The organism is Acinetobacter sp. SWAC5 (assembly GCF_003419885.1).
Taxonomy (GTDB): domain Bacteria; phylum Pseudomonadota; class Gammaproteobacteria; order Pseudomonadales; family Moraxellaceae; genus Acinetobacter; species Acinetobacter cumulans.
Window position 1 is genome coordinate 88,026 of the sequence record NZ_QUWR01000004.1, and the last position, 12,549, is coordinate 100,574.

Below are 12,549 nucleotides of genomic sequence, written 5' to 3' on the forward strand. Positions count from 1 at the left end.
TCATCACGCTATAAAAAACGCACGCTTCTGTGCGTTTTTTATTATCCGTTTTTTGAGTACACACTGGTCAAAACAAAGCAAAACCGATAAGCTTCAAACACTTAACAATACATATTTAAATATAATATTTTCGAGGGCATCATGCATTCAAAAGGCACACTCACCACTTGGAAAGACGAGCAAGGCTTTGGGTTTGCAACAACTGAACAGCAAACTGATAAAGTCTTTGTACATATTAAAAATTTTAGCTATAAAACCCGTCGCCCATGCGAAGGGGATCAATTGGTCTATGATATTCAGATGGATGCCAATCAGCGCCCTCAAGCTGTGAATATTCAATTTTTACATGACTTTGAACGAAAAAAATTACGCCATCAACGACATAACCAAGCTGAAGAAGGCAAGCAATTGCTGTCTAAAATTGCAGCCTATCCATTTATTTTAGTGTTATTAGCTTTATGCTTTTGGGGAAAAATCAGTATTTGGGTGCTTGGCTACTATATCGTGCTAAGCCTACTGACCTTCTTTTTGTATTGGCAAGATAAAAACGCAGCACAAAAAAATCAACGGCGCACACCTGAAAAAACGTTACATCAATGGAGTTTTTTAGGGGGTTGGATGGGCGCGCTAATTGCTCAGCTCAGCTTACGTCATAAATCACAAAAGAAAGAATTTCGTGAAACGTTCTGGCTTACGGTGCTGGGTAATATTATAGTGTTTGCGGTCTTTGTCTACTTCACTTGGCCTTCAACATTTTAATGCCAACTTGATCGAAGCACACATAAAAAAACGCACCAAAAGGTGCGTTTAATTTTTTAAATGATTAACTCAAATATTGTGGCTTCTCATCCACAACGCCTGCTTGCCATTCATTGACTTGCTTTTCAAGCAAACCATATAGCGCAGCCTGAATCATCTGCTGCGCAATCACAGGTGTTTGATCCCCAAGTAAGGCTCGGACCTCTTCATTAAATTGAATCGTCACCAAAGGCTCTTGCTCTGAGCCTGCATTACGCAAGGCCAATTCACCACCCTCGAGTTGCACAAGTTCTAAAATTGCGTCTTGATTTCCAAATAATTCTTTCAACTGTTCTATAGACATATATCCTCCATGCACAACATGGTGGCAAAGGCTACTGCACTTTGCACGGCTTAGATCATTAATATCGGGTTGAAATTGGCAATTTCAAGTACTGCTCATTAAATCGAATTAGAACTCCACCATTTCATTACGGAAGCCATCAATCAACTGCGTTAATTCACGATGCCATTCACGTAAAATTTTGGTATCAGGCAACCATGCTTGAGGCGACTGCGTCACTTTAATAATTAAATTTGACGAGGTTTCTGCCTCAGGTTCCGGTGCACTTGGCTCTGGTGCATACTGACACATCCGGTAAGCTCGCTTTAATTCAGCAATAAATCCTTCTTTGGCCAATTTTTGCATGACGGAAATTTCAGGAGACACCTGACCTTTAGCCGCCATATGTTCTTCTACAGATTTTAAAGTTGGATTAAAGTCATTTAAACGATAATAGCGCACCAGTTCCTGCAAGAACGCCAATACCGCACCGTGTAAGTGAAATACTGCAGCCTCTCGATGTGCTTGTGCTTGCTGAATATGTTCTACTTGCTCAGCTTGTTGGCAAGCCAGTCGTGCAAAATAGAGTTTTTGGTTGGTGCGATCAGCATGGTAACGAGCAACTCGAGACATGAATTTAATTCCTACATTTTGGCGTTGAGTACAAGCACAAGCTTAAACTCAAACTCTCTGAATTCACAATAAATATTATGGATGATCCATTTCAATTAAATAGATTTTCCGTTTAGCAATTTGTGGTTGTATTGTTGCAATGGGACGAATATTTTCTAAAGTCCAAGCCCAGTATCCTGCTTCCCAATAAGAGGCCTGTGCAGGCTCAATTTCATCTTCAGTCCAAGCATGGACTTCTCGCACATCCACCATTGCAATGGCATGCCCCATTTCCTCCGCACCTTCTTGGTGTAGAAAATGCTGATTTTCGACAATCACTAAATTCTTTAAAGGCAATTGCTCAGGTCGCCAACGGCGCACTTCCAGTGTTTTTAAACCATTGACAATTTTTTGCCCTGCAGGAGCCACAATAGAAAGTGCAAAATAGGTCTGCATGCTGAATTCACCATAAAAAAAGGAGCAATATTTGCTCCCTTTCTTTATTAAGCTTTTGGTTTGTCTTCGACAGATTTAACTCGAATACCCATACCTTTCACTTTCAGCGTATTTAAACCTTTAATCGCTTTAATTGCTTCACGGCCATTTGGCATTTCTACAAAACCGAAACCTTTAGATTTGCCCGTTTCAGCATCCATCACTACCACTGCTGATTCAACCTTACCAAAAGGTTTAAACAATTCCAGTAATTCTGCTTCTGTTACCGAGCGCTCTAAGTTACGTACTAAAATATTCATTCAATTTTCCAAATAGGCAGCGTCCTCAAAAAGCATTTGCCTATGGTTGCTTTTTGAACTTGCGTGCTCAATCACGTCAATGCACTATTTTAATCGAGATCGATGCCAAAATCTAAATTAATCGACTTACGCTCAATTAAAGCAGTTTTTACTGTTTGTTCACGTTGCTTATAATGTGTTTCCATCGTACATAATTGACGCGTCATATCATTAAAAAAGTAGCTTTGAACTTTGCGTCCTTGCTCATCAACGGTTTCACGCGCCCAATGATTTAAGTTTTGCTTGGTTAAAATCAATTCATTTTGCGCACGAGTTAAAGCCACATACAGTACACGGCGCTCTTCCTCTACGGCATCAAAATCGCCTGCTGCCCGTGAGTTTGGATACTGTCCTGGGCTAACATTGGCCACATAGCAGACTTTCTGCTCTGTCCCTTTGGCAGAATGAATAGTAATTAAAGTCACGACATCGGTATCGGATTGGCGTTCAATTTCAGAAATAGATACCGGATCAAGCACATAAGCTTCTAAAAACTCTGCCAATTGATCGTGCTTAGACGCCAGTTGTTTGACCAACTCAAAATCACCTTGGCGACGTGGCCAATCCTTTTTATAGTTCTCCGCCAACTGCGTTTCAATCGCTTGAATGGCCAAGCTCACACACGCTTTAACCTGATCTTTGAGCACCGACATTTGCTTCATGATCAATATCGCTTCTGCAGGCACTTTACCAAACTTCTCTAATTGCTTTGCAATACCATCAATGTCGTGTTCAAGTAGCAATTGCTGTGAAAGCTTACTCGCGCCTACATCCCCCACACCATTCCACAAGGTTAAAAAGCGCATCCAAGCAATGTCATCAAGTGGATTAGACATGAGGCGAAGCAGGCTCATCAGATCTTTTACATGCGCTGTTTCAAGCAGTTTCATGCCACCAATAAAGCGATAAGGCACGTTGGCAGCAATGCAGGCTGCTTCAATACTACGGGCGGCAAAGCTCGAACGTACCAGCACCATGTGATCTGACCATTTGTTGCCTTGTAAATAATGGCGCTCTTTAATATCAATCGCAATCCATTTGGCTTCATCAAATTCATTTGGGAAAATATGCATTTTCGGCTTAATGCCTTCCCCACGATGCGCATCTAAACGTTTGTCATATTTAATTTCAGATTCATCTAATAACCAATTAGAGAGGTCTAAAATTTCTTGAGTCGAGCGGTAGTTTTTTTCCAGTTTAAAGATTTCAGCATTTGGCACTCGCTCTTTAAAATGATGAATGTTTTCAAAGTCTGCACCGCGAAAGCCGTAAATGGACTGCGCATCGTCACCCACGCAAAATAAACTTACACGATCCTTCAATGGCTCTAATAAAGCCCATTGCAAGGGATTGGTGTCCTGCATTTCATCGACCAACATATAACGACAAATCGACGCCACATAATCCACTAAACCATCAGACTCCGCCAAAGCCTTCGCCACAATGGCTAAAATATCATCATAATCTAAAAATGCACGGGCACGTTTGCGGGCTTCGTACTCTTTCATAATGTCCGCAATCTGGTCTTTGAGCGCCAAATATTCGGGCATTTGTTTTTCTAGTGCTTCACTCAGTTTTTGACGGGTATTGCGTGCATAAGAATATAGATCGCAAAGCTCAGCAGGCTTAGGTAAAAAGTTAGGATTTTTTTTATCGTCGCGCCCACGAATCAAGCGAAACATCATATTTTGATCATCACGATCAATAATGGAAAACTGCTCTAAACCAAAAGCTTTTGGAATACGGCGTAGCAAGTACATACAAAAAGTATGAAATGTCGATGCTCGCAAGCCCAGTGCTTGATCGCCCAAGGCCAGTTCAACACGTGCCACAATTTCACTGGCCGCACGACGGGTAAAAGTTAAAATTTGAATTTGATTGGCTGGTACACCTTGATCAATTAAATAAGCTGCACGCGCCACGATGGTTTTGGTTTTACCACAACCTGCCCCTGCCAAAACCAAGCTATGCTGTGCTTCTGTTGTTGCGGCTTGTTTTTGTTGCGGGTTTAATTCATTAATCAGGTTGGCTAAACTCATGGTGTCTCATCATACGGGTTAGGCCTATAGTTTAGCAGAGCTGTATGCAGAAAACTTGATGAACAAAGCTAAGCTGAGATCACAAGAAAGGCTCAGTAGCGGTACAAAAGTGGCTGAATTTCATTTTGTATCAGCCAATTAGTTTATACGTATTTTAAAAATAAGCATAAAATATTATCGATACACTCTGATGGTTTTATTGTCTAGCACTTCATAGCTCAGACCCAATCGCTGAGTAGTCACATCAAGATAAGTTAAAAAATTTTGATCTCTTAAATTGATGGGAAAACTCCTTTTTTTATCCACGCTTTGATCAATCACAACCTTAATCCCTTTTTCATGCTGAATGAGATATGCAGCTGTTTGAATTGAATTATCATTAAATCGAAAAGACGTTTTATTTCCTTGTTTTAATCTGTCTTTCACTTCATGAGTGGCATCCGCATGAGCAAAGCCAAAACTCTGCAGCCCCAACATCGACACTAAAAAGATTATTTTTTTCATCGTTGATCTCAATAAACATTATTTCAGTAATTTAGCTATATTTTCACACGCTTTTTGCAAGTTCATTTCCGCATTTTTGAATGCATCTTCCAAGGCACAATTTGGTGGATTAATCCCAACAATCTGCGTAAATCCTAAATCATAAAGTTCAGCTATACTCTCACCCACCACACCAGCAAAAGCAATTACAGGCTTATTGAACTGCTTCGCCACCTGCGCCACGCCATACGGTGTTTTACCCAATTTGGTTTGATGATCAATTTTACCTTCAGCTGTCAGCACATAATCCGCCTGCGCAATTTTTTGCGCCAGCTTCGTCTGCTCAATCATCAGCGCTATGCCTGATTGAATGGATGCGCCTGCAAAAGCCATCAGACCAAAACCGAGTCCACCTGCGGCGCCTGCACCTTGAACATTGCGTAAAGTACAACCCAGTGTCGCTTCAACCACATCAGCATAGTGGCTAAGGTTCTGGTCTAACTGTTGTACCATCTGCTGTGTTGCGCCTTTTTGTGGCGCAAAGATATAGGATGCGCCATTTACACCACACAACGGGTTATTGACATCACTGGCAATAATGATTTCGGTCTGTGCTAAACGAGGATCGAGTTGGGTCACATCGACCTGTACGACTTGATGTAGATTTCCGCCACAGACCTCAATTTCTGTAGCTTGATCATTTAAAAATTGAACCCCGAGTGCCTGTGCCATACCAGCACCGCCATCATTGGTTATGCTTCCGCCTAAGCCAATAATAATTTTATTTACGCCTAAATCTAATGCTGCCCTGATCATTTCTCCCGTGCCATAGGTCGAAGTCAGTGACGGATTTCGGGCCCTAACTGTCACAAGATGAATACCATTGGCTTTTGCCATTTCAATAACTGCGGTTTTCCCCCCATCAATAAGACCAAAATAGGTATGAATACGTTGATTAGGCAAAGGCCCTCTAACTGTGATTGCATGTGTTTGCCCATAGCAAACACTGAGTAATGCATCCACAGTGCCCTCACCACCATCGGCCATTGGAACGGCAATAACATCTGCATGTGGAATAACATTTAAAATGGCACGTCGCATTGCGTTACAGGCTTGCTGCGCACTCAGACTTTCTTTAAATGAATCGGGAGCAAGAACAAAAGTGGTCATCTCAATGCTCAAAATAAACCTTGTCCTAAACCATAACGGTTTTAAAATAATGGGTATATCTAAATATCAAAAAGGTTCGAAATGTCTCGAATTAACTTGGGTCAGTCTGCAACTGAACTGTATAAAAAAGTTGCCGAACTAGATGCTTTGGCCATGCAAAAAGTCCAAGAAGCACAGTTGAATGAAGGCTTTGCACATTTGCTTAAACTCCGTGCCTCACAAATTAATCAATGTGCATTTTGCATTCGGATGCATGCTCAAGATGCCCTCAAAACAGGTGAAAGCGCAGAGCGAATTGCGCTTTTGAATGCTTGGCGTGAAACTGAATACTATGACCAAGCAGAACGAGCAGCTTTAGCTTTAATGGAAGCCATCACGCTTATTGCCGTAGACCAAGTGCCCGATGCGATTTATGAAGATGCTTTACCCTTTTTAACGGATGCACAAATTAGTGCCATTGAATGGCTAGCGATTGTCATTAATGCATGGAACCGAATTGTGATTAGCAGTCGCTACAGCGTGAAGCCTTAATTGCAAACTAAAAAGAGCGCCTTAGCGCTCTTTTTTACATCTCATTACTTCTAAGCTTATTGATCTGCCGAGCTCTTTGGCAATTCACGGCGAATATATGAAGCCAAAGTCAGATAGTTAATTCCTTGGAATAAAATATCTACAGCTAAAAATAACCCCAACACCCAAAATGGCGCATCAGGCGACATGAAGATAATCACGCCAGTAATTAAAGTCAGTAAACCTGAAAATAAAGTCCAACCCCAGCCTTGTATCGCGCGGAATACAAGCGCACTCAAGACACGAATCACACCTGCAACAATTAAGATAATCGCCAGAATATTGGTCAAGATAATGGCCGTTTTGACTGGCGTACTAAAGGCATAATACCCAGCAACCAAATACAAAAGACCAAACAACGCCCAAAGCCAGCGAAACCCACCTTCAAAAATTTTAAATGCGGCCACAAAATGCAACAGGCCACCAATCATCATGAGCACACCAAAAATAAACACCACAGACAGTGTCGCAAAAGGCAAAGCGGCTAATAAGACAACGCCAAAAATGGTCAGTAAAATACCCAAGCCTAAATACCATTTACGATTTTCATGTAATTGATGTCGAACTAAATCATTTCCTACTGTTCTCATATTCTTCTCAAGTCAGATGGCTTTATTGAGTTGTAACACGTTCTGTGCTTAAGCAAAAGTCCAAAAGTTATACACAGTTTTCCATCAAATCATACTTAGGACTGTGGATAAAATTTGAGTTATCCATAGTTAAGGTTTGAGCCAACCGACTTCTTGTGCTGTTTGTGTATTGATCAATGTTTGCGCTAAATGCTCTGGCATTTTACTTTGCGTCGCTGAAACTGGAATATGCCCAGCCATGAGTTCAGCCTTAGCCTGTGGATAGCGCGGTAACTGTTCTGGATACGCATAACCCTGCGGAAAAATCGGTTGCCCCGTTGCTAAATCATACTTATCGGTTGCGCCAAAGGCATGTAAAAGCTCATGTACCAAGACAATTTTATTTTGCGCACTTTGCTTTTTGGATGCGAATAAATTCACTGATCCGATGCGTCCATTTTCAAGTGCTGTTGAATGCTTTAACTCTCGCGTTTGGCGCGGATCATAATAATTTAGATACAGCGTTAAGCTGGCAGGACCATCACTTTTTTGCTGATTGTTCCATGCATAAAAACGGAACTTTAAGCTCCATAACATGACATCTAAAATATTGGCCTGATCGGGTACTTTGGGAGGCAACTGTTTCAGCTCACGCCCTAAACGGAAGTAAAAATAGGTCGGTTGCCCACGAAATTGCTGCGCATAGTTTTGTAAATATTGCTGTGCGCCATCTAAATCTCGCTCCGAAAGATGTTGGATATAGGTCTGGGTGGTCGCTAGACCATCGGCATTAATTGGATGCAGTAAAATAAATACAGGCTTGTTCCAATCCTGATTTTTATCTCTATACGCGTTGACTGCTACAATGATTAAAACTATCAACAGACATAAAACACGAATGTTTTTCCACATTCTTCAAGTGCCCTGTTTTTTTCTTTTTCTAAGATACATTTGACTCATTTCAATTTTCGTTTCAAAAAGATTTAATGTTTTTATTAAACCTGAAAGTTTGGCACGACCATAATTACGAGAATCAAAATCTGGCTTTACAGCACTTATATATAAGCCAACCATTCCTAGTTTTGCCCAACCATTTTCATCTGCATTATCTTTCACTGCTTTATAAATTAAATTTAATGTTGCTCTATCCATTCCCTCGGGCAATTGTACTTCTTTTTGAAGCGTTATTGCTTTTTGTCCATTTGTCCGTAGTGTTTCTACCACTTGTTTATCTGTTACAGCAGTTTCTTCTTCCTCACTATTTTTTCCTTCATTATCAACAATTAAATTCTCTATATAAATAAATTTATCACATGCTTTCTTAAATGCCTCAGGCGTCACTTTCTTTCCAAAACCAAACACAGCCAACCCGTTTTCACGAATACGGGATGCTAATGGCGTAAAATCACTATCACTTGAAACAATGCAAAAACCATCTAATGCGCCTGCATACAATAAATCCATCGCATCAATAATTAAAATCATATCCGTAGCATCTTTACCTTTTGTGTAGGCAAATTGCTGTACAGGCGTAATTGCATGAGGAAGTAAAACATCTCTCCAGTTTTTTAATGTTTCACTACTCCAATCACCATATACTCGCTTAACACTAGCTATTCCGTATTTTGCGACTTCTTCAAGTACTGAAGGTATAGCCTGTATAGATGAATTATCAGCATCGATCAAAACTGCAAATTTTTTAGTTTGTAATTCCATCTTTCCCCACAAAAAATTATTTTTTTCAAATGTTGCTTTTATTTATAATGCCATAAAAAATGCCGGCAATCGCCAGCATTTTTTACAACTTAAAATTTACGCTTCAATCCATTTTCCATCTTGGTAAACCAATGACCACTTGGTTTGTTTCCCTTCAGGCGTTTCAGAACCTACATATTGTGCTTGGTTCTTACGGCTAAATTTCACCAAGGTTGGATTACCTTCAGGGTCTACATCTGGTGCTTGTAAAATAAACTGATATTTTGGATCCAGTTGTTCTGCAACACTGCGTAGCTCGGCTACTTTTGGCGCACGTGTTTCACGAATTTTCGGGAACTTGCTAGCAGCCAAGAATAAACCTGCAGCACCATCACGAAGAACAAAGAAATCGTCGTGTTTTACTGAACGGAGATGTTCCATCTTGATTGGATCAACACGCGGTGGTGCAGCTTGACCATTCTTCAGTACTTTACGCGTGTTATCACAACTTGTGCACGCGAAATACGGGCCAAAGCGACCAGTTTTCAGCTGCATCTCGCCATCACATTTGTCACATGGAATGGTTGGACCATCATAACCCTTAATTTTAAACTCACCTTCTTCAAGCTCAAAACCATTACAGTCTGGGTTATTACCACAAATATGTAATTTACGACCGCCGTCAATCACGTAGCTGTCCATCGCTGTTTCACAGATCGGACAGCGTTTTTTCGACATTAAGTCCGCTGTTTCTGCTGCATCATCATCAGATAATGCCGCTAAGGACTCAACAGGTGTTAAGTTTAATGTGCCTTTACAACGCTCTTTAGGTGGCAAGTTATAGCCTGAACACCCTAAGAAAACGCCCGTCGTACCCGTACGAATCTGCATTGGACGTTCACATTCTTTACAGTGAACAGCTGCCACTTCTACAGGTAAATTACGGCGCATACCGCCTTCACCTTGCGCATTGGTTAAACGTGTTTTGAAATCACCATAAAAGCTATTCAGTAGCTCTTTCCAATTACGCTCGCCATCTGCAACTTTATCCAGCTGACCTTCTAAGTCTGCGGTAAAGTCATAGTTCATTAGGTTATTAAAACTTTCATCCAAGCGGTCTGTCACAATCTCACCCATCTTCTCTGCAAAGAGACGACGGTTTTCAAGCTTCACATAACCACGGTCTTGAATGGTTGAAATAATAGCGGCATAAGTCGATGGGCGGCCAATGCCTTTTTTCTCTAACTCTTTGACCAATGATGCTTCAGTAAAGCGTGCTGGTGGCTTAGTAAAGTGCTGTGATGGATCTAACTTTTCAAGTTTGAGCACTTCACCGACTTTCACCGCAGGCAACAGTACATCATCATCAGATTTGTTTTGCCCACGTACTTTGGTAAAACCATCAAACACTAAGGTACGACCTTTGGCTTTAAGTTCTACGCCATTGGCATCCACTAAAATAGTCGAAGATAAATATTCTGCTGGCGTCATTTGGCACGCTACAAACTGACGCCAAATGAGGTCATATAAGCGTTGAGCATCACGCTCTACACCCACTAAGCTATCGCCTTTTAAGCCCACAGTTGAAGGACGAATCGCTTCATGGGCCTCTTGTGCACCGGCTTTGTTGCCATAACGATTTGGCTTGGCTGGTAAATACTTCTCACCAAACTCAGACTCAATATGGCCACGAACCATATTTACCGCATCATCACTCAAGAATGTTGAGTCTGTACGCATATAGGTAATAAAACCTGCTTCATACAAACGCTGTGCCAGCATCATAGTTTTCTTCACAGAGAAACCTAAACGCGTGCTGGCTGCTTGTTGTAATGTTGAAGTGATATACGGCGCGCTTGGATTGACCTTGGTTGGCTTATCTTCACGTGCTGAAACGGTATAGTTGGCATCTTTTATCAGATTTAATAACGCATCAGTTTGCGCTTTGTTCTGAAGTTTAAGTGTTTTGCCATTTTGCTTTACGGCTTCTAAGCGAATGTCATCTTTTGCAGATTTGGTATCTGCAAAGACTTGCCAGTATTCCTCTGGAATAAACGCACGAATATCTCGTTCACGCTCGACCACCAGCTTAACCGCAACAGACTGTACTCGACCTGCCGATAAACCACGGGCAATTTTTTCCCACAGCAATGGCGAAATCATAAAGCCAACAACACGGTCTAAGAAACGACGTGCTTGCTGTGCATTCACTTTGTTGGTATCTAAGCGCGATGGATTTTTAAAGGCTTCTTGAATGGCATTTTTGGTGATCTCGTTAAACACCACACGCTGATAACGTGAATCGTCACCACCAATCACTTCTTTTAAATGCCAAGCAATCGCTTCCCCTTCACGGTCCAAGTCCGTTGCGAGATATACCTCGTCAACCTGCGAAGCAAGCTTTTTCAGTTCTGAAACGACATTTTCTTTACCAGGAAGCACTTCATAATGCGCTTTCCAATCATGTTCTGGGTCAACCCCCATACGATTAACCAAAGCATTTTGAGCTTTTTCAGCCTTCTGTTCATCGGTTAATTTGGTACGAGTTGCAGGTTTTTTTTCTGCAGTTTTTGCTGAGCCACCTGTTGGTAAGTCACGTACGTGACCCACAGATGATTTAACAATGTAATCCGAACCTAAATATTTATTGATTGTTTTCGCTTTTGCAGGCGACTCCACAATCACCAAGGCACGCTTCTTACCAGCTTCGGGAGATTGCGCTGTGCTGCTTTTTGATGTGGACCGAGGAGCGTTCGCCATAATTAACCATTAATCCTGTTTTATTTAAATAATTAAAGTTCAGCCAAAGAATGTAAATATGCTTTCATATCTTCAAGCTGTGTTGCTCTGAGGTCTGATTCTTCATCCCAGAATATACCCACACAGTTCGCCTGCATATCAATAGCATAAATGCCCTTTAATGCAACGGGTAAATCCTTAAACTTGTCGTCGCCATACACCAATTCTAGTTTTTGATCGACCACACGCGCACGCATTAAGGGCAAGCGGGCATCTGGAATTAAAACACTGTAGTACGCCACCATACTGGCACGTTTCTCAGACGCCATTGGGATTTTTGTCCACTCTGGTGCGGCCACCAAACGCGGGTGCAAAGACATTTTTCGCGCCTTATCACGCATAATGCCCAAAGCCTTTTCACGAGGATTGACCCGAAGTCCAAAAATAGACCCTAACACAAACACAACAATGAAGACTGTAATCCAAATTCCAGTATTTTCCATAGCACAACCTTTACGTTCCTTTATTAGAGTTGCACAAGCACAATATAAAAGGCAAGATCAAAATAATTAATGCTCAGCTTATTTGTTCATTTTCGATAAAATGAATCCTTTGATTTGCACGGCTTTTGTGCCATTTCACCTTTTCTTCACACAGCGTGTCGTCTAAAAAGGCCTGTACTCTAAAAACTGGCCTATGTTAAAACAAGCTTTTATTCGCGTTCTGTGACAATCACGTAAAACAACGATGATTTATTGGGCATCTCTAACAACCAGCGAAATCGTAGGCATGAAAAA

Annotated in this window: 14 protein-coding genes; 2 read left to right on the plus strand and 12 right to left on the minus strand. The window is 41.3% G+C overall.

All coding sequences use genetic code 11. The annotated features are described in order from the left end of the window. The first annotated feature begins 141 nt into the window (after positions 1-141). On the plus strand, positions 142-759 hold the full coding sequence (locus DYI81_RS04260) for a DUF1294 domain-containing protein (RefSeq protein WP_117006807.1): 618 nt from the start codon (positions 142-144) through the stop codon (positions 757-759). Positions 760-823: 64 nt separating this feature from the next. Here DYI81_RS04260 and DYI81_RS04265 read toward each other — a convergent pair whose 3' ends face one another. The 7 genes from DYI81_RS04265 to DYI81_RS04295 all read right to left on the minus strand — a co-directional run bounded on the left by DYI81_RS04265 (position 824) and on the right by DYI81_RS04295 (position 6,179). Continuing rightward, the gene (locus tag DYI81_RS04265; protein ID WP_106985113.1) at positions 824-1,102 is read right to left on the minus strand and encodes a hypothetical protein; all 279 of its coding nucleotides are present in this window, start codon (positions 1,100-1,102) and stop codon (positions 824-826) included. 108 nt (positions 1,103-1,210) lie between these two features. Then, complete coding sequence (locus tag DYI81_RS04270) at positions 1,211-1,714, minus strand: DUF6586 family protein (protein WP_106985112.1); 504 nt, start codon at positions 1,712-1,714, stop codon at positions 1,211-1,213. Between the two features lie 75 nt (positions 1,715-1,789). Continuing rightward, positions 1,790-2,149, minus strand: a complete 360-nt coding sequence (locus DYI81_RS04275; RefSeq protein ID WP_106985111.1) for an ASCH domain-containing protein — start codon at positions 2,147-2,149, stop codon at positions 1,790-1,792. Positions 2,150-2,196: 47 nt separating this feature from the next. Next, positions 2,197-2,448: an RNA-binding protein gene (locus DYI81_RS04280; RefSeq protein WP_106985110.1), complete on the minus strand. Its 252-nt coding sequence runs from the start codon at positions 2,446-2,448 to the stop codon at positions 2,197-2,199. A gap of 89 nt (positions 2,449-2,537) precedes the next feature. Continuing rightward, positions 2,538-4,526: an ATP-dependent helicase gene (locus DYI81_RS04285; RefSeq protein WP_117006808.1), complete on the minus strand. Its 1,989-nt coding sequence runs from the start codon at positions 4,524-4,526 to the stop codon at positions 2,538-2,540. A 174-nt stretch (positions 4,527-4,700) separates the two neighbouring features. Continuing rightward, positions 4,701-5,030, minus strand: a complete 330-nt coding sequence (locus tag DYI81_RS04290) for a hypothetical protein (protein ID WP_117006809.1) — start codon at positions 5,028-5,030, stop codon at positions 4,701-4,703. Between the two features lie 18 nt (positions 5,031-5,048). Continuing rightward, the gene (locus DYI81_RS04295; RefSeq protein WP_117006810.1) at positions 5,049-6,179 is read right to left on the minus strand and encodes a glycerate kinase; all 1,131 of its coding nucleotides are present in this window, start codon (positions 6,177-6,179) and stop codon (positions 5,049-5,051) included. Positions 6,180-6,260: 81 nt separating this feature from the next. Here DYI81_RS04295 and DYI81_RS04300 point away from each other — a divergent pair, with 81 nt between their 5' ends. Beyond that, a complete protein-coding gene (locus tag DYI81_RS04300) occupies positions 6,261-6,710 on the plus strand; it encodes a carboxymuconolactone decarboxylase family protein (RefSeq protein WP_117006811.1) in 450 nt (149 codons plus the stop codon). 56 nt (positions 6,711-6,766) lie between these two features. Here the strand turns inward: DYI81_RS04300 and DYI81_RS04305 are convergent, their stop codons facing one another. The 5 genes from DYI81_RS04305 to DYI81_RS04325 all read right to left on the minus strand — a co-directional run bounded on the left by DYI81_RS04305 (position 6,767) and on the right by DYI81_RS04325 (position 12,255). Further along, the gene (locus DYI81_RS04305; RefSeq protein WP_117006812.1) at positions 6,767-7,339 is read right to left on the minus strand and encodes an HdeD family acid-resistance protein; all 573 of its coding nucleotides are present in this window, start codon (positions 7,337-7,339) and stop codon (positions 6,767-6,769) included. 129 nt (positions 7,340-7,468) lie between these two features. Beyond that, a complete protein-coding gene (locus tag DYI81_RS04310; protein WP_117006813.1) occupies positions 7,469-8,230 on the minus strand; it encodes a hypothetical protein in 762 nt (253 codons plus the stop codon). A gap of 3 nt (positions 8,231-8,233) precedes the next feature. After that, the gene (locus DYI81_RS04315) at positions 8,234-9,034 is read right to left on the minus strand and encodes an NYN domain-containing protein (protein ID WP_117006814.1); all 801 of its coding nucleotides are present in this window, start codon (positions 9,032-9,034) and stop codon (positions 8,234-8,236) included. Between the two features lie 96 nt (positions 9,035-9,130). Beyond that, positions 9,131-11,773 (minus strand): type I DNA topoisomerase, encoded by a 2,643-nt coding sequence (gene topA / locus DYI81_RS04320; protein ID WP_106985399.1) that lies wholly within the window; start codon positions 11,771-11,773, stop codon positions 9,131-9,133. Positions 11,774-11,805: 32 nt separating this feature from the next. Then, positions 11,806-12,255, minus strand: a complete 450-nt coding sequence (locus DYI81_RS04325; RefSeq protein WP_106985398.1) for a hypothetical protein — start codon at positions 12,253-12,255, stop codon at positions 11,806-11,808. Positions 12,256-12,549: the final 294 nt, after the last annotated feature.